Consider the following 19,054-nt stretch of genomic DNA (forward strand, 5'->3'; position numbering starts at 1 on the left):
ACCCGCGGGTCCTATTCCTGTCGCCTTGATGTGCGGAACAAGAGTGCCCGATTTCCGTGCTCCGGGACGCGACCGCTACCAAATTGTCATGTGTCGGCAACATTTCATGGGACTGGACCGGTACAACGGCCGTCCGGCAAGACGAAACGTGCATGTCACCGGGGCGTAGCCTTCCGTGTCATCTCGCGTCCTAGTCTTTCCTCATCTCCGCTGAAGCGGGGTCGCGCAGAACCCGGTCAACGCCTTCGTCGGCTCCTCCTCGACGGACGAGGGCGACGGCCGGAGCCCGCGCGGCGGACCGGTGTACCGCGTGTGAGAGCCCCAGGGGTGGGAGGTCCTATCGCGCGGGCACCGGCGACTCGAAGAAAGGCCGGTCCCTCGGGACCGGCCTTTCGCTTTCGGGCCCGCCCGGAGGCGGGCCCGGTGCCGCTACTTGACGTAGACCTGCCAGCCGATCGGCACGAGACGGAACATCACCATGTCGGTGCCGAACGGCAGCCGGGCGCAGCCGTGGGAGTCGGGGTAGAGGGGCACGTTCGGCGAACCGTGCATCGCGTAGCCCCGGTAGAAGTAGATGGGGTTGTAGAGGGTGCCGAGCTTGGCGACCCGGAGCCCGCGGATCTTCCGGTAGGTGCGGAAGTAGCCGCGCGGGGTGGTCGAGACCGCGCCGTCCTCGTACCGGCCGCTGCCGGTGGACGTGTGCGTGATCAGCGCGATCTTGTTCTTCTTGTAGACGACGATCAGCTGCCGCTTGATGGAGATCTCGACCCGGTTGGCCTCACGGCGCTTCTTCGGGGTGATCGACTTCCAGACCTTCGGCTTCTCGAGCGCCTTCCAGGTCTTCGCGCCCACCGTGCCGTTGGCGGTGCGCGGCAGACCGTTGATCTTCTGGAACGCCCAGACCGCGGCCCGGGTCTGCCCGCCGAATCTGCCGTCGGACCTGCCCGGCTCGTAGTGCAGGGACTTCAGCTTCTTCTGCAGCTTCATGACCGCCGCGCCCTTGCTGCCGAGGCGGACCGACGGGTCCCCCGCGGCCTGGGCGCCCGCCACGGCCGGCGCGACCGCGGGCGCCGCCGAGGGCGCCGCGACGACGGCCTGCTCGCCGAGCGGAACCGAGACGAGAGCGACCAGCGCCGCCCCGAGTACGACCTTCTTCACACGTGACCCCAAACTCATCAGCCGTCTGACCTCGGAAACCCGATCACATGCGGCAAATGCTGTCAACGCGGCTATAGCGACCGTGACATATCAACCTTTCGTTACCTTCCGGGTAGATATCTTTTGACCGTGTTCGAGAGACGATCAAGACATGATCGGCGACTCCATCTACAGGGAGAGCAACCCGGCCCTGGTCGGCGGCTCTCCGCAGCAGGTCCACGAGATGCTCTGGTCGGCCGAACGCGACAAGCGGATGAGATTCCGCGCGATCGTGGCGGGCCTGCTGGTGATCATCGGCTGGAAGTTCGTCAGCCCGTGGGCGGGCGTCGGGGCCGCCGCCGCCTACCTCGTGGTCGACCTCGCGATGGCCGTCGCCAGACGGCTGTCCTCCAGCGTCTGGCGGCAGGGGCTCAGCGGTGAGCGGCGGACGGCACGCGCGCTGGCCCTGCTGGAGCGGCGCGGGTACCGGGTCCTGCACCGGAGGGTCGTCCCCGGCCACGGGACGGTCGCCCACATCGTGATCGGCCCGAGCCGGGTGTGGCTGGTCGAGAACGAGGTCTACGACCCCGAGACCGACCTGGTCGCCATCAAGGGCAAGCTGTTCGTCGGCAAGGACGTGAAGACGCACGTCAACGCCAAACTGGAACGTGCCGCCACCGACGTCTCCGAGATGCTGTCAGGGGCCCTCTCGGAGCCCGTCAAGGCCGCGGTGATCGTCGCGGTGCACGGGGGCAGGCCCAAGATGACCCGGATGACGGCCGGGGGCGTGGTGCTCATGCGCCCGTGGCGGGTGCCCGGCTTCGTCCGGCGGACGTCCGGGCCCGGCATGGACCCCAACGAGATCACCAGGACGGCGCTCTACCTGTTCGGTCCCGCCGGCTCGTGAGGCGGGAACGCCTCCGGGAGGCTGGCCTTCAGCAGCAGGTCGAGCCCGAACTCGAACTCCGCGTCGAGGTCGAGGACGAACGCCGAGGCGACCAGGGCGGAGATGTTGGGGAAGGCGGCCGGGTCCGCGGCGGCGAACTTCTCCTCCAGCGCGTGATCTCCGTGGTCCTCGACCATCTTCTGGAAGCGCGTCTCGCGCATCAGGCAGCCGACCGCGAAGGACAGGAAGGTGCCCGCGATGCGGGTGGCGTCCGCCAGCGGGTAGCCCGCGGCACGGGCGATCTCCATCGCGTGCTCGAACAGGCGCAGCGTCGCGGGCGACTCGAAGTCGCGGGTGATCACGAGGTTGACCGTGCGGGGATGGTCGTGGGAGATCTTGCGGAAGGCCCGCATCATCCCCCTGGCCCGCTCGCGGACGGGTGCCTCGGGATCGTCGGAGAAGTCGATGTCCGTGACGATCCGCTCGACCACCGCGTCCAGCAGGGCGGCCTTGTTCGGCACGTGGTGGTAGAGGGACATCGCGGCGGCGTCGAGCTCGGCGGCGACCTTGCGCATCGACAGCGCCTCCGCACCGTCCCGTTCGATCAGGTCGATGGCCGCACGCACGATCCGGTCACGGGTCAACACGCACTGACCCTATACCTCCCGTGAACAGGGTCACATCCAGCGCCTCCCGGCCCCACGGACGCGGAACCCCGCCTCGCGCGGTGCGGGGCGGGGTTCCGGGGTGACGCGGCCGGGTGACGCGGGTCAGGACGCGGAGGCGTCCTTCTCCCGGGCGCGCAGCGCGCGGCGGACGCCGTCGCGGCCCTCCGAGAGCAGGCGGAGCAGCGCCGACGGCGGCTTCTCGTCCGCGATGTAGCGCTCGGTGCGGTCGATGGTCTCCTGGGAGATGTTCAGGAAGGGGTAGGCGACCTCGGCGAACGTCTGCGACATGTCCGAGCTCCACTCCTTCCAGATCCGTCCGACCTCCTGGAAGTACTTCTCGCCGTAGGGCTTGAGCAGGTCGGCCTGGTCGGGCTCGACGAACCCGCCGATCGTGGCGCGGAAGACCGCGTTCGGCAGCTTCCCGCCGATGATCCGCTGCCAGGCCGCCTCCTTGGCCTCCGCGGTCGGGATCGCCGCGGTGAGCGCGGCGGCGTGCCGCTCGCCCGCCGCGGTGGCGTCCCGCTCGTGCTCGGCCCTGATCTCGGCCTCGCCCGCCTTGCCGTTGACGACGAGGCGGCGCAGCAGACCCCAGCGCAGGTCGGTGTCGACCTGGAGGCCGTCGAGGACCTCGGTGCCGTCCAGGAGCGCCCGGACGTAGCCGAGGTGCGCGTCGGAGGTCGCCGAGCCCGCGAACGCCTGCACGTAGTTGAGCTGGAGGTCGGAACCGGCCTCCGCCCCCCTGGCCAGGTCGTGCAGCGCGTCGGCCAGCAGGGACAGGCCCTCGGCGCGCCACGCCGGGTCGGCGTACTGCGTGATCGCCAGCCGGCCCTGGCGCAGCAGGGTCTGGGTCACCGAGATGTCCGTGACGCCCGCGATGCCCGACAGCAGGAGCTTGACGTAGTCGCGGGTCGCCAGCTCGGCGTCGCGGGTCATGTCCCACGCCGCCGACCAGGCCAGCGCCCGGGGCAGGCTCTCGCGGATCTCGCCGATCGAGGAGACCAGGGTCTGGAGCGAGTTCTCGTCGAGCCGGATCTTGGCGTAGGTGAGGTCGTCGTCGTTGACCAGCACCAGGTCGGGACGGCGCTCGCCGACGAGCTCGCCGACCTCGGTCCGGGCGCCGACCACGTCGAGCTCGACGCGCTTGCGGCGCACCAGGCCCTCGGCGGTCCGGTCGTACAGGCCGATCGCGACCCGGTGCGAGCGCAGGGTGGGGTACGCGCTGGTCGCCTCCTGGAGCACCTCGAAGGAGGCGAAGTTCCCGGACGCGTCCAGCGTGAAGTCCGGCCGCAGCGTGTTGACCCAGGAGGTCTCCAGCCACTCCTTCGACCAGGAGGTCAGCTCGCGCCCTGAGGTCTCCTCCAGGGCGTCGAGCAGGTCGGCCAGGACCGTGTTGCCCCAGGCGTGCCGCTGGAAGTAGCGGCGCACGCCCTCGAGGAAGTTCTCCAGGCCCACGTAGGCGACGAGCTGCTTGAGGACCGAGGCGCCCTTGGCGTAGGTGATGCCGTCGAAGTTGACCTCGACCGCCCGGATGTCGGGGATGTCGGCCGCGATCGGGTGCGTCGAGGGGAGCTGGTCCTGGCGGTACGCCCACGACTTCTCGACGTTCGCGAAGGTGGTCCACGCGCCCGTCCACTGGGTGGCCACCGACTGGCACAGCACCGACATGTAGGTGGCGAACGACTCGTTCAGCCACAGGTCGTCCCACCACCGCATGGTGACGAGGTCGCCGAACCACATGTGCGCCATCTCGTGCAGGATCGTCTCGGCGCGGCGCTCGTAGGCCGCGTCGGTCACCCGCGACCGGAAGACGTAGTCCTCCAGGAAGGTGACGCAGCCCGCGTTCTCCATCGCGCCCGCGTTGAACTCCGGCACGAACAGCTGGTCGTACTTGCCGAACGGGTAGGGGAAGGCGAAGGTCTCCTCGAAGTACGCGAAGCCCTGCTTGGTGACGTCGAGGATCGCCTCGGCGTCAAGGTGCTCGGCCAGCGACGCGCGGCAGTAGACCCCGAGCGGGATCCGGCCGTTGTCGTAGGAGTCGCGCACCACGTGGTACGGCCCCGCGACGAGCGCGGTGATATAGGTCGACATCTTCTCCGTCGCCGGGAAGCGGTGGACGGCCCCCTCGCGCACCGGAGCGGTGTTGGAGACGACCTCCCATCCCTCGGGCGCGGTGACGCCGAAGGTGAAGACCGACTTCAGGTCGGGCTGGTCGAAGCACGCGAACATGCGGTGCGCGTCGGCCGTCTCGAACTGGGTGTAGAGGTAGACGCCGCCGTCCACCGGGTCGACCATCCGGTGCAGCCCCTCGCCCGAACGGGAGTAGAGGATGTCCGCCGCGACGGTCAGCTCGTTCGACGCCTCCAGCACGGGCAGCGGGAGCCGCCCCTTGGCCGCGTCGTAGGTGGAGACGTCGAGAGCCCGCCCGTTGAGGGTCGCCTCCCGGACGACCGCGTCGTGCAGGTCGATGAAGGTCGGCACGCCGACCTCGTTGCTGGTGAACCGTACGGTGGTGACGCTGTCGAAGCGCTCCTCACCGGTGGAGTCCGCGCCGGGACCGTTGGAGCCGGTGACGTCCAGGTCCACCTCGTACGACTCGACGGTCAGCAGCCGGGCTCTTTCCCGCGCCTCGTCGCGCGTGAGGTTGCCTGCCACAAGCCCTCCTAGATGACGTCCGTTGTTCGTTCGGATCTTTTCATGTCTACCCGGACAGCGGGAATGCGCGCTCGCGGACCGGGGTTGATCCGTTGTACGCAGGCTCTCTTCTATGGAGGTCGATTTTGTCGGCTAATGACCCCACCCCGGTTGACTTCTGGTTCGACCCTAGGTGCCCGTGGGCATGGATGACGTCGCGGTGGATCCATGAGGTCGCCAAATATCGTGACATCGCCCCTCGCTGGCACGTCATGTCGCTGGCCGTGCTCAACGAGGGCCGTGACGACCTGCCGGAGCGCTACAAGCAGTTCATGAAGGACGCCTGGGGCCCGGTGCGCGTCGCCATCGCCGCGGAGCAGAAGTACGGCAACGAGGTGCTCGGCCCGCTCTACACCGAGCTCGGCACCCGGATCCACAACGAGGGACGCACCCCCGACGACGCGCTGGTCATCGAGGCGCTGGAGGCGGCCGGACTCGACCGCGAACTGATCTCGGCGGCCCACACGACCGACTACGACGAGGCGCTGCGGGCCTCCCACAAGGTCGGCATCGACAAGGTCGGCCAGGACGTCGGCACCCCGGTCATCGAGGTGGAGGGCGTCGCCTTCTTCGGGCCGGTCGTCACCCCGATCCCGCGCGGCGAGGACGCCGTCAAGCTGTGGGACGGCGTCCGCCTGGTCGCCGGCACCCCCGGCTTCTACGAGCTCAAGCGCACCCGCGACGCGGACCCCAGCTTCGACTAGAGGCTTGGGAGCCCTGGAATGGGGTAAACGGTTGTTCATGGGACAGCCGGGAGCGGGTCAGGCGGGAATGCGCATCACCCTCGACGTGGCGATGCGGGTCCGGGACGTGTCCCGGACCCGCTCCGAAGAGGCCGCGCCGCGAACGGCGGAGCCGCCGAAGCCCCGCAGAGGGGAGCGCCGGCGGCTCAGCAAGCGTCGAGGTCAGACGGGGTAGGAGAGGTCGGGCGGGCCGGTCTCAGGCGGGCAGGGCCGGGAGCTCGCCCGTGGTCTCGTAGGCGGAGAGCATGTCGATGCGGCGGGTGTGCCGGGACTCTCCCGAGTACGGGGTGGCCAGGAACAGCTGGACGAAGCGGGTGGCGTCGTCCAGGGAGTGCTGGCGGGCGCCGATGCTGATGACGTTGGCGTCGTTGTGCTCGCGGCCGAGGGTCGCGGTGTCGTCGCTCCACGCGAGCGCCGCGCGGATGCCCTTGACCTTGTTGGCCGCGATGGCCTCGCCGTTGCCGGAGCCGCCGATGACGATGCCGAGGGAGCCGGGCTCGCCCGCCACGCCCTCGGCCGCGCGCAGCACGAACGGCGGGTAGTCGTCGACCGCGTCGTACACGGCGGGGCCGCAGTCGACGGGCTCGTACCCGTTGGCCTTCAGCCACCCGACCAGGTGTTCCTTCAGCTCAAAGCCGGCGTGGTCCGATCCCAGGAAAACTCGCATGCCGCGATTCTCCCAGGTCATCCCTGGATCACGAACGCCGGGTCGAGCTGCGCCTCGAGATCCTCGCCCGTCGCCCTGTTCGCCCAGCTCCTGGCGTTCCTGACATGGAACTCGGCGGCCTGGCGCTGGAACTTCGGCCAGTCCTTGCCGTGCGCGTCGACGGTCTTGCGCAGCAGGTCGAGGGCGGCGATCCCCGCGTCCTCCAGGTGCGCCCCGGGACGTCCCTGCTCGATGGCCCGGACGGCGCTGGAGTGCCCGAACCAGGTCAGGAGGTCGTCGCCGACCTCGGTGCGCAGGTAGTCGAGGTCCTGCTCGTCGTGGACCTTGTTTCCGACGACCTTGATGGTGACGTCGAAGTCGCGGGCGTACTCGACGTACTGCCGGTAGACGCTGACGCCCTTCCGGGTCGGCTCGGCGACCAGGAACATGACGTCGAACCGGGTGAACAGGCCGGAGGCGAAGGTGTCGGCGCCGGCGGTCATGTCGACGACCACGTACTCGCCCTCGCCGTCGACGAGGTGGTTGAGGTAGAGTTCGACGGCCCCGGTCTTGGAGTGGTAGCAGGCGACGCCCAGGTCGTCGTCGCTGAACGGGCCGGTGACCATCAGCCTGAGCGTCGGGCCGAGTTCGAGGGCCAGGTCGCGGTGGAACAGGTCGCCGCCGCCGACGCGCAGCAGCCGCGAGCCCTCCCCCGGCGGCGTGGTCTTGACCATGGCGGCGGCCGAGGAGATCCGCGGGTTGGTCCCGCGCAGGTACTCCTTGATCTCGGTGAGGTGGTCGCCGAGCGCCGGGATCACGGTGCCCTCGTCGAGGCCGAGGGCCACGCCGAGATGCTGGTTGATGTCGGCGTCGACGGCCACGACGGGCAGTGCCGCCCCGGCCAGATGACGGATGAACAGCGACGACAGCGTCGTCTTGCCGCTGCCGCCCTTCCCCACGAACGCGACCTTCATGTCTCTTCCCCGCGCCTAGTTGGAATGAAAACCGTTTCCGCATTCCACGGTAGCGAAGCCCGCGCGGGAGCTAAGGGGCTTCGGGCAAAGAATCGGGGTGGAAGCCGTAGGGAAGTTCCAGGCGGTGCTCGGCCAGCAGGGCCGGGTCGGCGAGGAGATCGCGGGTCTTGCCGTCCGCGGCGATGACCCCGCCCGACATGATCATCGATCGGGGGCAGAGCTGGGCGGCGTAGGGCAGGTCGTGGGTGACCATCAGGATCGTGACGTCGAGGTCGAGCAGGATCTCGGCCAGCTCCCTGCGCGAGGCCGGGTCGAGGTTGGAGGACGGCTCGTCGAGCACGAGGATCTCCGGCTCCATCGCCAGGACGGTCGCGACGGCCACCCGGCGCCGCTGGCCGAAGCTCAGGTGCTGCGGCGCCCGGTCGGCGACGTGGCCCATGCCGACCCGCTCCAGCGCCGCCGTGACCCGCGCCTCCAGCTCGGGTCCGCGCATCCCCAGGTTGGCCGGGCCGAAGGCGACGTCCTCCCGGACGGTCGGCATGAACAGCTGGTCGTCGGGGTCCTGGAAGACGACCCCGACCCGGCGGCGGATCTCGCGCAGGGACTTCTTGTCCTTCGGGTCGACCGGCAGCCCGGCGACCTTCACGCTGCCCGAACCGCCGGCCAGGATCCCGTTGAGGTGGAGCACGAAGGTGGTCTTGCCCGCGCCGTTCGGGCCCAGCAGCGCGACCCGCTCTCCCCTGGCGATGCTCGCGTCGACGCCGAACAGCGCCTGCGTGCCGTCGGGGTAGGCGAAGGCCAGACCCCGCACCTCCAGGGAGAGTTCGTCCATCAGGCCATCCAAGCAGAGGCCGCGACCAGCACGGCGGCGGCCGGGAGCGCGGCGCTGACGGCCCACTGGCCGCGGCTGGCGGCGAGCTCGTGGATCACCGGCATCCGGCCGTCGTAGCCGCGGCTGATCATCGCGAGGTAGACGCGTTCGCCGCGCTCGTAGGAGCGCAGGAACAGCGCGCCGAGCGAGCGGGCGAGGATCTTGGCGTCGCGCAGGTCGCGCGGTTCGAAGCCGCGGGCGGCGCGGGCGGTCCTCATCCGGCGCAGCTCGGCGGTGACGACGTCGCCGTAGCGGAGCATGAAGGTCGCGATCTGGGTGATCAGCTGCGGCATCCGCAGCCGCTCGATGCCCAGCAGCAGCACGCGCGGCTCGGTCGTGGAGGCCAGCAGGATGCTCGCGACGACGCCCAGGGTGCCCTTGGCGAGGATGTTCCACGCCCCCCACAGGCCGCTCTCGCTGAGGTCGAGGCCCAGCACGTGGACCGTCGGGCCGGTCGCGACGAACGGCATCAGGAACGCGAACGCCACGAAGGGGATCTCGATCACGACCCGCCGGGCGACCAGCGCCAGCGGGATCCCGGCGGTGACGGCGACCCCCGCGAGCAGCAGCGCGTAGGCCCCGAAGGCCCAGATCTGCTCGCGCGGGGTGGCCACCACGGCCAGCACGAAGCCGACCGTGGCGAGGATCTTGCACTGCGGGGGGAGCCGGTGCGCCGTCGACTCCCCCGCCCGGTAGAGGACGTGAGCGTGTCCCGCGCCCACTACTCGGCCGTCTGGGGCTTGCGGCGGATCACCCAGAACAGGCCGGTTCCCGCGACGAGCACGACCGCGACGCCCGCGACGCCCGCCAGGCCCCCGGACAGGCGGGCGTTCTCGACGCCCTTCACTCCGTAGTCGGCCAGCGGGGAGTCCTTGGACGCGTGGTCCTCGACCTTGGCGTCGATCCCCTTGTCGGCGGCGACCTTCTCCAGCCCGTCGGGGCTGGAGCTGGCGTAGAAGCTGACGACGCCCGCCAGCACGAGGGCGGCCAGCAGGGCCGCTCCGAGGAACTTCCTGGTGCTCATGCGCGGCCTTCCTGAGCCTCGGCGAGGGGGGCGTTCCTGAGGACGAGGGGCCGGGCGAGGTCGCGGGCCCCGTAGACCAGGTCCGGCCGCACGGCCAGGACCGACGACACGGTCAGGGCCGTGATCAGCGCCTCACCGATGCCGATCAGCACGTGGACGCCGACCATCGCGGTGATGACCTTGCCGATCGGGACGTCGGTGGTCCCGCCGATCTCGTAGAGGACGGTGAAGGCCACCGCGGCGGCGGGCACCGACAGCACCGCGGCCGTGAAGGCGGCGACGGTGACCGAAGGCCGGGTGCGCGGCAGCACCCTGACCAGCGCGCGGAAGACCAGGTAGCCGACGAGCACGGTGGTCAGCGCCATCGTGGTGATGTTCACCCCGAGCGCGGTCAGCCCGCCGTCGGCGAAGATCAGCGCCTGGGCCAGCAGCACCACCGAGACCACCAGGACGCCCGTGAAGGGGCCGACCAGGATGGCGGCGAGGGTGCCGCCCAGCAGATGGCCGCTGGTGCCTCCGGCCACGGGGAAGTTGAGCATCTGGGCGGCGAAGACGAACGCCGCGGTCACCCCCGCCAGCGGGGCGGTGCGATCGTCGAGTTCCTTCCGGGCGCCACGCAGGGCGACGGCCACGCCCGCCGCCGCGAGAACTCCGGTGGCCACCGACGTCGGAGCGTCGATGAACCCATCGGGTACGTGCACGGGGATTTCCTCCTGATCGGGCCTGCGTCGCCCCTGTTGGAGCGTGATGATTGTACTTGCGACTGAGTTGCAATAACAAGGTTGGTGCGGCGGCCGGGAGCGGACGGTGACCGGGATTACCGCCACCCGGACGATTCCGTCGGTACAGTTGCGGGGTCATGCTTCAGCGCCTGGTTCACCTCCTCCCGCCGAAGGTCCGTGCCCAGCTCAGGCGCGTGCCCGCGTTCGTCGCGCTCTATCAGTGGCTGCGGCGGGGGCGGCTGCTGCGCGAGCGCTACATGTTCGCCGGGCTGGCGGGGCTGGCGATCGTCGTCGGCGCGCTGGCGACCGTCTCGTCCTGGTGGTTCCCGCCGAGCATGCTGGTGCTGTCGGTGCTCTGGGGCGGTCTGGTGCTGCGGGTCAAGGCCCTGTCGGGCCTGCTCGTGCTGGTCACCGGCATCCTCTTCGTGGACTTCTTCTCCGACGAGGGCCGCTTCGGGCCCGGGGTGTTCCTCACGATCGGGCTGACGGCCCTGCTCGCGCTGTCGCTCTCCCGCACCCGGCAGACGCTGGGCGTCCAGGGGCTGCGCGGCGAGGCCATGCTGCTGGAGCTCAGCCAGCGGCTGAACCGCCAGGGCAAGATCCCCCAGCTCGGCGACGGCTGGGAGGCCAAGGTCGAACTGGTCCAGGCGGGCGGGTCGTCCTTCGGCGGCGACTTCGTCGTGTCGTGCCGGCACGGCGGCCCGGACGGGACCAGGGATCTGCTCGAGGTCGCGCTGGTCGACGTGTCGGGCAAGGGCATCGACGCCGGGACCAGGGCCCTCATGCTGTCCGGGGCGTTCGGGGGGCTCCTTGGATCGGTCCAGCCCGCCGAGTTCCTCTCCGCCTGCAACAACTACCTCCACCGGCAGCGCTGGGACGAGGGATTCGTCACGGCCGTCCATGTGATCGTCGATCTCGAGACGGGCGAGTACACCGTCGAGTCCGCGGGGCATCCGCCGGCGGTGAAGTTCGTCGCCTCCAGCGGGACCTGGCAGGTCGGGACGGCCAAGGGCGTCGTCCTGGGCGTCGTCCCCGACCTCAAGTGCGAGCCGGAGACCGGGCGGCTGCGCACCGGTGACGCGCTGATGCTCTTCACCGACGGCCTGGTCGAGGCCCCGGGACGCGATCTCGACGCGGGGATCGACCATCTCCTCGGCGAGGCCGAGCGGCTCGTGCCGCAGGGCTTCCGCAAGGGCGCCCGCGAGATCGTCCAGACGATGTCCGCCGCCCACGACGACGACTGCGCGATGGTGCTGATCTGGCGCTCCTGATCGGGGTGCCGTCCGGAACCCGTCGTGAAACGCTGTTCGTTCGCGTGGCCGATGGGGAAGAGGAGTCTCGTGGGAGTTCTGGGAGAGCTGGCCCGGCGCTGTGCGTTCGGTGATCTCGCCGCGCTGGCGCGGGCGGGGGTGGCGCCCGCGGAGATCCTCGGGACCTGCGAGTTCGGCAAGCAGCTGCTGGAGCTGGACGCCGAGGACTTCGGCGACGCCGATCCCTCGGTTCCCGGAGCCCTCGTGGAGCGGGCCCGGCAGATCCGGATGCCGCAGGAGCCGCGGGAGAGCGTCCGTGGGGCGCTGGCCTCGATGCGTCCGGCCTACGCGCTGCTGCTCGAAGTGATCGCGATCCGGTGGGCGCGCCGGGAGATGGCCGGGCTCGTCGCCGCCGCGCACATCGCCTCGGAGTACCTGCACGTGCTGGCCTGGGAGCCGGTGCTCGGCCACGGGGCCGACCCCGCGCGGCTCGGCGAGCGGATGGCCGTCCCCGGCAGCCGGTTCGGGATCGTCGCCGAGGCCGAGCACTGCGAGCACACGCGGGGCGTCCGGGCGGCCTGCGACCGGTCCCTGCGGGTGTCGAAGGAGCCGGGCGAGGGCTGGCGCGCCTATCTCGACCGGCAGCACAGCCAGATGGCCAAGGGCCTCGGGGTCTGCGCCGCCGAGTGCCGGACCCCGTGCACGCCCGTCACCGGCCTGCCCGAGCGGGTCCGGATCGCGCTGGCCGACCGCAACCACCTCGCCAGGGAGTTCGCCGACGGCGCCCTGGTGAAGCTCCGGCACGCCGCCCCGGTCGGGCACGGTTTCGGAGTGCCGTCACAGGAGGAGCTCCAGGACGCCTGGGCGCGCTCGCGCACCTCGCTGTCCAAGCACGCGCTCTTCCACGCCGCCCCCGACCCCGACCCGGACTTCCCGCTGAAGGGCCTGCCCCAGGCCTTCACCGCCGTCGCGGCGGCGAAGATCGCCCCGAGCACCCTCCTACACGACGTGTCCCTGCACCTGCAGACCCTGCTGCCGGACGACTAGGGTCTGTTTCGAAGTCGGCGCCCGTAGCGAGCGGCGTCCAGGTGCGTGCCTCGGGGGTGCGGAGGAGGGAGTCGGCCTGGTGTGGGGCCGGCGACCGACGACAAGCCCGCGAGGCGCGTGCCTGGGCGTCGCGTAGTAGGGCAGGTGGCTTTGAAACAGACCCTAGGCCCGCCGGAACCGGGTTAGCCGGTCAGGGGCGCGATCGCGGCGCGGACGCCGGGATCGGTCTTGATCTCCTCCAGGGACAGGGGCAGGGGGACGCGCCAGTTGGGGTACTCGTTCGTGGTGCCCGGCTGGTTCTGGGTGCGCCGCTCCCCTGCCGCGTCGGCCAGGGAGACGCCGATGAGGCGGGCCGGGGTGCGGGCCAGGTAGGCGTGCAGGGCCTCGACGATTCCGGGGACCCCGACCCGGTCCAGGAGCGCGGCCGGAGCCTCGTCCTGCCCGGCGTCCAGGAGGCCCTCGTCGGTCAGCAGGCGGAACCAGCCCGCGAGGTCGGCCTCGTGGGCGGCGCGCTCCTCCGCGACGGGCCGCGTCAGCAGGTCGAGTTCCTCGCGCAGGGTGATGTGGTCGCCGTGCAGGAAGCCCGCGATCGGCGGCAGGTCGTGTGAGCCGACGCTGGCCAGGCAGGACTCGCGCCACTCCCCCGGCCTGCGGCCGCGCTCGAACCAGAGGAGCCCGGTGCCGAGCACCCCGTGGGCCGACAGCGCCTCGCGGACCGAGGGCTCGACGGTGCCGAGGTCCTCGCCGATCAGGACGGCATCGGCCCTGGCGGCCTCCTCACAGAGCACCCGCAGCAGCGCCCGGCGGTCGTAGGCGACGTAGGCGCCCTGGTCGGGCGGGGCTCCCTCGGGCACCCACCACAGCCGGGACAGCTGCATGACGTGGTCGAGCCGGAGGCCGCCGCCGTGCCTGAGGGCCGCGGCGATCATCGCCCGGTAGTGCCGGTGGTCGTCGTCGGCGATGCGGAGCGGGTGCGGCGGCGGCTGGCCCCAGTCCTGGCCGAGCTGGTTGAACTCGTCCGGCGGTGCGCCGACCGACATGCCGGGCGCGAACAGGTCCGGGTAGAGCCAGGTGTCGGCGCCGCCCGGATGGACCCCGACCGCCAGGTCGTGGACGATCCCGATCGGCATCCCGGCCGACCTGGCCGTCCGCTGGGCGTCGGCGAGCTGGCCGTCGAGCCGCCACTGGAGCCAGGCGTGGTACTCGACCCGTTCGGCGCGGGCCCCGCCCGGCTCGTGGCTGGGCCAGCCGCGCCAGTCCGCCCCGTACAGCTCGGCGAGGGCGCACCAGGTCGCGAAGCCGGTCAGCGCCGAGCCCTCCCGGCGGCGGTAGGCGCGGTAGGAGTTGTCCGGGGTGAACAGGGCGAACAGCGCGCGGAGTATCTCGTCCTTGACCTTCCAGACCCGGTCGCGGTCGAGGGTGTCGATGGATTCGAGCCGGCCCAGGAACGTCCAGCGGTCGGGGTGGGCGTCGAACTCGGGGAGCGCGCTGACCCGCAGGTAGAGCGGGCTGGTGTAGCGGCGGCTCACCGGCAGGTAGGGCGACGGCTCGATCGGGGACACCGGCGAGCCCGCGTGCAGCGGGTTGACCAGCAGGAACCCGGAGCCGAGCCGGGCGCTCCAGCCCGCGAGGTCGGCCAGGTCGCGCAGGTCGCCGATCCCGCACGAGGCGCGGGAGCGCACCGAGTAGAGCTGGGTCATGAACCCCCAGGCCCGGTCGGGCGGGGGCAGCGGCCCGGCCGGCGCGCCGCGGTCCGGCTCGCGCGCCGTCCGCTCGGCGGCCGCGGTCCCGCCGTCGGCCCCGAGCGAGGCGAGGACGGCGCGGAGGGTCTCGGGAGAGACCTGCGCTTCCTGTCCCCGCCAGTCCCGGTAGCCGGTCTCGACGTGATGGGCCCGGGCGAGTCGGCGCAGTTCCTCATCGTCCACGTGTCCACTCTTGCCGATGTCCGGCCCGACAAACGCCAGGAAGCGGACATGTCACCAGATGGATGGTCTGCGCTGAATCCAGGGGTGGGCCTGCTCGATCTGTGCCGCGAGCGAGATCAGGACGTGGTCCTCGCCGATCCGGCCCGACAGCATCACCCCGATCGGGAGATCGTCTTCGGTCCAGTGCAGGGGGACGCTCATCGAGGGCTGCCCCGAGACGTTGGACAGCGCGGTGAACGGGGTGAAGCGCTTCTGCCGCTCGAAGTTCTCCGCCGGCTCCTGATCATGGAAGTAGCCGATTGCGGCCGGGGGTTCCGCCAGGGTGGGCGTGAGGAGCGCGTCGTAGGCGTCGGAGACCGCCAGAGCGGCCCTGACGGCGGTCTGGAGATCGGCGTGGGCGCGCAGGAGCTCGGTCGCGGTGATCCGTGCGCCGCGCTCGCGCAGCCAGCGGCTGAGCGGCATCAGCAGGTGCTCGCGCTCGGGCGGGACCGGAGAGGCCGTGGACATGGCCGCCCACAGCGTCTCGAAGATCGGGACGAGCTCGGGCCCGCCGATCGGGGGCACGTCGACGATCTCGTGGCCGAGGCCGTCCAGGAGGGCCGACGCGTCCTCGTAAGCGGCCATGACGTCGGGATGGACGACCGCGCCCGGCACGATCGGCTCCGCCCACCGGGCGATCCGCAGCCGTCCCGGCGGGCGCGCGGCCGCCTCGGCATGGCTCCAGGGGGCGGCGGGCGCCCGGTAGAGATCGCCGGGAAGGTGACCGGTGAGCACGTCCAGGAGCGCGGCGGCGTCCCCGACGGTCCGCGCGAGCGGGCCGCTGGCCGACAGGCCGAAAAGATCGGGCATGACCGGCCCCTGCGACACACGGCCGCGTGAGGGCTTGAACCCGAACAGCCCGCAGACGCTCGCGGGGATCCGGATCGACCCCCCGCCATCGCTACCCTGTGCAACCGGTGCCAGGCCCGAGGAGACCGCCGCGGCCGCCCCGCCGGACGATCCGCCGGCACTTCTCGACAGGTCCCACGGCGTCCGCGCGGGAGCGGACACGCCGTTCTCCGTATAACAGGGCAGCCCGAATTCCGGAGTTGAGGTCAGCCCCAAATGCGGATTACCCGATTGCTCGAGAAGTGTCACGATGTGGTCGTCGGCGAATCCCACCAGATCATCGAAGGCCAGGCTGCCGAATGTGGTCGGCAGGCCGTTGACCATGTTCAGCCCCTTGACAGGCACCGGCACGCCGAACAGCGGCGGCAGCGAGGCGCGGTCCTCCGTCTCGCCGAGGATCTTCTCGGCGCGGCGCGCCTGCTCGCGGGCCCTGTCGACCGGCACGTGCGAATACGCTCCGACCTGCGGATTAAGGGCCTCGATCCGGGAAAGGTAGTAATCGAGGACCTCGACGGGCGAGAGTTCACGGCGGCGTACGGCGGCACCCAGCAGCAGCGCGGTCAGATGATGGATCTCGGTCACACGCCCGAATATGTCACGTGCAACACTGGTTAGGGCAGACAAACTTACCCACCAGTACGGGTAGTGAATCGCCGGAAACGGGCGACAAAACTAGTACCGAAGGTGCCTAGGCGGCCGTCCGGCCGGTGGTTACTCTGCGCAAAGAGGATCATGGCCGTGGAGCGCGTGAACGCGGTCCACGGAGTGAGCAGTGGGAGGGAAGAGCGATGGCCCTTATCGAGCGCGGCGAGGTAGGCAGCGCACGCGGTCAGCCACCGGGCAAGCCGGGCGGCGACGGGGAGACCTCCACGTACGGAGACGTGCTGGGAAACCCGCAGCTGCAGAGATGGGCGCTGCGCATCGGGGTCGCCACGGTGATCGGCGTGCTGTTCGCGATCGTCTTCGACCTCCGGGTCGGCGTGACGGTGGCGATCATCGCGGTCATCGCCGACACCGTCAGGAAGGCCAGGAGCGTCCCGTCCGACCAGGCCCACCGGAGAGCCTCGGCGGCGGAGCGCAAGACGGCCAGGCAGCTGCGCGGCCTCACCAAGCAGGGGTGGCACATCCTGCACGCCAGAGCCGTCCCGCGGGACAGCGAAGGCGTCAGCGACGGCAAGATCGACCATCTGGTGATCGGGCCGACCGGGGTGTACGCCATCGACTCCGAGCAGTGGGACAAGCGGCTCCCTGTCCGGACCCTGTCGCATCTCAAGCTGTTCCACGGTCCCTTCGAGAAGAAGGACCGGCTCGACGAGGCACGCTGGGAGGCCAACCAGGCCAGCCGGCTGCTGAGCAAGGCGATCGGGGTCGAGATCCCCGTTCAGCCGTCCGTCGCGATCTACGGACCCGCGATCCCCTGGCGGATCATGACGGTCCGGAACGTCGACGTCTACGCGGGCGGCACGGCAAGGAAGTACCTGCGGAAGAAGCCCAAGGTCCTCACCGCGGAAGAGGTCGAGCGCATCGCCGAGGTGGCGAGGACCGCTCTGCCCTCGAAATTCCCTGAATAGCGCTCAGGGCACCCCGCCGAAGTCGCCGGGGTGCCGCTGACGGGTAGGCTTGGTGACACCGTTTCGTCGCCAGCCCCTTCACCCCTTGGGGCCACCCACCATCTCAAGATCCACGGTTGGGAGAGTCCCCGTCATGCCAGCGCTCAGGTCTCGCACTGTCACCCACGGACGGAACATGGCGGGCGCCCGCGCCCTCATGCGCGCCACCGGTGTCGAACGCGAGGACTTCGGCAAGCCGATCATCGCCATCGCCAACAGCTTCACCGAGTTCGTGCCCGGCCACGTCCACCTGCGCGAGGTCGCGCAGGTCGTGGCGGCGTCGGTGAAGGCGGCGGGCGGGATCCCCCGCGAGTTCAACACGATCGCGGTCGACGACGGCATCGCCATGGGTCATGGCGGCATGCTCTACTCCCTGCCCTCGCGCGAGCTCATCGCCGACGCGGTCGAGTACATGGTCGAGGCGCACTGCGCCGACGCCCTGATCTGCCTGTCGAACTGCGACAAGATCACCCCCGGCATGCTGATCGCCGCCCTGCGCCTCAACATCCCGACGGTCTTCGTGTCCGGCGGCCCGATGGAGGCCGGGAAGGTGACGGTCGTCAACGGCACGGCCTCCCTGGTCCGCAAGCTCGACCTCATCGACCCGATGATCGCCGCCGCCGACGAGTCGGTGTCCGACGAGGACCTCGCCGAGATGGAGGAGAACGCCTGCCCGACCTGCGGCTCCTGCTCGGGCATGTTCACCGCCAACTCGATGAACTGCCTCACCGAGGCCATCGGCCTGGCGCTGCCCGGCAACGGCACCACCCTCGCCACCCACGCCGCCCGCAAGGCCCTCTTCGAGGACGCCGGCCGCGTGGTCATGGACATCAGCCGCCGCTACTACGAGCAGGACGACACCTCGGTTCTCCCGCTGTCCATCGCCACCCGCGACGCCTTCGAGAACGCGATGGCCCTGGACGTCGCGATGGGCGGCTCCACCAACACGATCCTGCACCTGCTGGCCGCGGCCCGCGAGGCGGGCGTCGAGTTCGGCCTCGACGAGATCGACGCCGTGTCCCGCCGTGTCCCCTGCATCTGCAAGGTCGCCCCGGCCACCTCGAAGTACCACATCGAGGACGTCCACCGGGCGGGCGGCATCCCGGCCCTGCTGGGCTCCCTCGACCGGGCCGGGCTCCTGCACCGCGACCTGCCCACGATCCACAGCGCGACCCTCGGCGAGTTCCTGGAGAAGTGGGACATCACCTCGCCGACCGTCACGGCCGAGGCGGTGGAGCTGTTCCACGCCGCACCCGGCGGCGTCCGCACCACCAAGGGCTACTCCCAGACGACCCGCTGGGACGACCTCGACGGCGACCGTGAAGAGGGCTGCATCCGCTCGGTCGAGGCGGCCTACACCAAGGACGGCGGCCTCGCGGTCCTGCGCGGCAACATCGCCCCCGACGGCGCCATCGTGAAGACGGCGGGCGTCGAGGAGGAGCTGTGGAAGTTCACGGGCCCGGCGATCGTCTTCGAGTCCCAGGAGGACGCGGTCGACGGCATCCTCGCCAAGCAGGTCAAGCCCGGGGACGTCGTGGTGATCCGCTACGAGGGCCCCAAGGGCGGCCCCGGCATGCAGGAGATGCTCTACCCGACCTCGTTCCTGAAGGGCCGCGGCCTCGGCAAGGCCTGCGCCCTGATCACCGACGGCCGCTTCTCCGGCGGCACCAGCGGCCTGTCGATCGGCCACGCCAGCCCCGAGGCGGCGGCGGGCGGCACCATCGCCCTGGTCGAGAACGGTGACGAGATCATCATCGACATCCCCAACCGCGTCCTGGAGCTGAACGTCCCGGCCACCGTCCTGGCCGAACGCCGCGCCAAGCTGGAGGCCAACACCGGCTACCGCCCGGCGAACCGCGTCCGCCACGTCAGCGCCGCCCTGAAGGCCTACGCCGCCATGGCGACCTCGGCCGACACCGGCGCCGCCCGCGACATCAGCCTGCTCGACCGCTAACGTCACTCCGAAACGGCG

At 70.7% G+C, this 19,054-nt stretch carries 17 protein-coding genes; 6 read left to right on the plus strand and 11 right to left on the minus strand.

Features of this window, described 5'->3' with window-relative positions:
- Positions 1–429: 429 nt before the first annotated feature.
- Positions 430–1,158 carry a L,D-transpeptidase family protein gene (locus ABD785_RS29610; RefSeq protein ID WP_344834911.1) on the minus strand — a complete coding sequence of 243 codons (729 nt, stop codon included), beginning with the start codon at positions 1,156–1,158 and terminating at the stop codon, positions 430–432.
- 151 nt (positions 1,159–1,309) lie between these two features.
- Between ABD785_RS29610 and ABD785_RS29615 the strand changes: the two genes are divergently transcribed.
- Positions 1,310–2,044, plus strand: coding sequence for a nuclease-related domain-containing protein (locus tag ABD785_RS29615; protein ID WP_344834915.1), 735 nt, complete (start codon positions 1,310–1,312; stop codon positions 2,042–2,044).
- Here the strand turns inward: ABD785_RS29615 and ABD785_RS29620 are convergent.
- Positions 2,017–2,670: a TetR/AcrR family transcriptional regulator gene (locus ABD785_RS29620; RefSeq protein WP_344834917.1), complete on the minus strand. Its 654-nt coding sequence runs from the start codon at positions 2,668–2,670 to the stop codon at positions 2,017–2,019. The two genes, ABD785_RS29615 and ABD785_RS29620, sit on opposite strands and share 28 nt — an antisense overlap.
- Positions 2,671–2,793: 123 nt before the next feature.
- Positions 2,794–5,343 carry an aminopeptidase N gene (gene pepN, locus ABD785_RS29625; RefSeq protein WP_344834921.1) on the minus strand — a complete coding sequence of 850 codons (2,550 nt, stop codon included), beginning with the start codon at positions 5,341–5,343 and terminating at the stop codon, positions 2,794–2,796.
- A gap of 125 nt (positions 5,344–5,468) precedes the next feature.
- Here pepN and ABD785_RS29630 point away from each other — a divergent pair, with 125 nt between their 5' ends.
- Positions 5,469–6,086 carry a mycothiol-dependent nitroreductase Rv2466c family protein gene (locus ABD785_RS29630; RefSeq protein WP_344834924.1) on the plus strand — a complete coding sequence of 206 codons (618 nt, stop codon included), beginning with the start codon at positions 5,469–5,471 and terminating at the stop codon, positions 6,084–6,086.
- A gap of 235 nt (positions 6,087–6,321) precedes the next feature.
- Here the strand turns inward: ABD785_RS29630 and ABD785_RS29635 are convergent, their stop codons facing one another.
- The 6 genes from ABD785_RS29635 to ABD785_RS29660 form a co-directional block, all read right to left on the minus strand.
- Positions 6,322–6,792: a ribose-5-phosphate isomerase gene (locus ABD785_RS29635; RefSeq protein WP_344834927.1), complete on the minus strand. Its 471-nt coding sequence runs from the start codon at positions 6,790–6,792 to the stop codon at positions 6,322–6,324.
- Between the two features lie 17 nt (positions 6,793–6,809).
- Positions 6,810–7,745: an ATP-binding protein gene (locus ABD785_RS29640; protein WP_344834931.1), complete on the minus strand. Its 936-nt coding sequence runs from the start codon at positions 7,743–7,745 to the stop codon at positions 6,810–6,812.
- A gap of 70 nt (positions 7,746–7,815) precedes the next feature.
- Positions 7,816–8,577 (minus strand): energy-coupling factor ABC transporter ATP-binding protein, encoded by a 762-nt coding sequence (locus tag ABD785_RS29645; RefSeq protein ID WP_344834934.1) that lies wholly within the window; start codon positions 8,575–8,577, stop codon positions 7,816–7,818.
- On the minus strand, positions 8,577–9,338 hold the full coding sequence (gene cbiQ, locus ABD785_RS29650) for a cobalt ECF transporter T component CbiQ (protein WP_344834939.1): 762 nt from the start codon (positions 9,336–9,338) through the stop codon (positions 8,577–8,579). Before cbiQ ends, ABD785_RS29645 begins: the two co-directional genes overlap by 1 nt.
- Entirely contained in the window at positions 9,338–9,640 is a 303-nt protein-coding gene (locus tag ABD785_RS29655; protein ID WP_344834942.1) for a PDGLE domain-containing protein, read from the minus strand. Before ABD785_RS29655 ends, cbiQ begins: the two co-directional genes overlap by 1 nt.
- Positions 9,637–10,341, minus strand: a complete 705-nt coding sequence (locus ABD785_RS29660) for an energy-coupling factor ABC transporter permease (RefSeq protein WP_344834944.1) — start codon at positions 10,339–10,341, stop codon at positions 9,637–9,639. The genes ABD785_RS29655 and ABD785_RS29660 overlap by 4 nt, the downstream gene beginning before the upstream one ends.
- A 158-nt stretch (positions 10,342–10,499) precedes the next feature.
- On the opposite strand from ABD785_RS29660, the gene ABD785_RS29665 reads away from it, so the two are divergent.
- Both ABD785_RS29665 and ABD785_RS29670 read left to right on the plus strand, forming a co-directional pair.
- Positions 10,500–11,633 carry a PP2C family protein-serine/threonine phosphatase gene (locus ABD785_RS29665; protein ID WP_344834945.1) on the plus strand — a complete coding sequence of 378 codons (1,134 nt, stop codon included), beginning with the start codon at positions 10,500–10,502 and terminating at the stop codon, positions 11,631–11,633.
- 69 nt (positions 11,634–11,702) lie between these two features.
- Positions 11,703–12,659: a hypothetical protein gene (locus ABD785_RS29670; protein ID WP_344834947.1), complete on the plus strand. Its 957-nt coding sequence runs from the start codon at positions 11,703–11,705 to the stop codon at positions 12,657–12,659.
- 182 nt (positions 12,660–12,841) lie between these two features.
- On the opposite strand, the gene malQ is transcribed toward ABD785_RS29670, so the two are convergent.
- Positions 12,842–14,584: a 4-alpha-glucanotransferase gene (gene malQ / locus ABD785_RS29675; RefSeq protein WP_344834948.1), complete on the minus strand. Its 1,743-nt coding sequence runs from the start codon at positions 14,582–14,584 to the stop codon at positions 12,842–12,844.
- A gap of 51 nt (positions 14,585–14,635) precedes the next feature.
- Positions 14,636–16,054, minus strand: a complete 1,419-nt coding sequence (locus ABD785_RS29680; protein WP_344834950.1) for an amidase — start codon at positions 16,052–16,054, stop codon at positions 14,636–14,638.
- Between the two features lie 206 nt (positions 16,055–16,260).
- Here ABD785_RS29680 and ABD785_RS29685 point away from each other — a divergent pair, with 206 nt between their 5' ends.
- Both ABD785_RS29685 and ilvD read left to right on the plus strand, forming a co-directional pair.
- Complete coding sequence (locus tag ABD785_RS29685) at positions 16,261–17,043, plus strand: nuclease-related domain-containing protein (RefSeq protein WP_344834953.1); 783 nt, start codon at positions 16,261–16,263, stop codon at positions 17,041–17,043.
- 133 nt (positions 17,044–17,176) lie between these two features.
- On the plus strand, positions 17,177–19,036 hold the full coding sequence (ilvD, locus tag ABD785_RS29690) for a dihydroxy-acid dehydratase (RefSeq protein ID WP_344834957.1): 1,860 nt from the start codon (positions 17,177–17,179) through the stop codon (positions 19,034–19,036).
- Positions 19,037–19,054 lie beyond the last annotated feature (18 nt).

Source organism: Actinocorallia longicatena (assembly GCF_039534125.1).
Lineage (GTDB): Bacteria > Actinomycetota > Actinomycetes > Streptosporangiales > Streptosporangiaceae > Actinocorallia > Actinocorallia longicatena.

What these genes read in the sequence shown, in the direction of transcription:
- ABD785_RS29615 (WP_344834915.1), top strand. Translation starts at nt 1,310, where the DNA reads ATGATCGGCGACTCCATCTACAGGGAGAGCAACCCGGCCCTGGTCGGC.
- ABD785_RS29635 (WP_344834927.1), bottom strand. Translation starts at nt 6,792, where the DNA reads ATGCGAGTTTTCCTGGGATCGGACCACGCCGGCTTTGAGCTGAAGGAA.
- ABD785_RS29640 (WP_344834931.1), bottom strand. Translation starts at nt 7,745, where the DNA reads ATGAAGGTCGCGTTCGTGGGGAAGGGCGGCAGCGGCAAGACGACGCTG.
- ABD785_RS29645 (WP_344834934.1), bottom strand. Translation starts at nt 8,577, where the DNA reads ATGGACGAACTCTCCCTGGAGGTGCGGGGTCTGGCCTTCGCCTACCCC.
- ABD785_RS29655 (WP_344834942.1), bottom strand. Translation starts at nt 9,640, where the DNA reads ATGAGCACCAGGAAGTTCCTCGGAGCGGCCCTGCTGGCCGCCCTCGTG.
- ABD785_RS29665 (WP_344834945.1), top strand. Translation starts at nt 10,500, where the DNA reads ATGCTTCAGCGCCTGGTTCACCTCCTCCCGCCGAAGGTCCGTGCCCAG.
- ABD785_RS29685 (WP_344834953.1), top strand. Translation starts at nt 16,261, where the DNA reads ATGGCCCTTATCGAGCGCGGCGAGGTAGGCAGCGCACGCGGTCAGCCA.
- ilvD (WP_344834957.1), top strand. Translation starts at nt 17,177, where the DNA reads ATGCCAGCGCTCAGGTCTCGCACTGTCACCCACGGACGGAACATGGCG.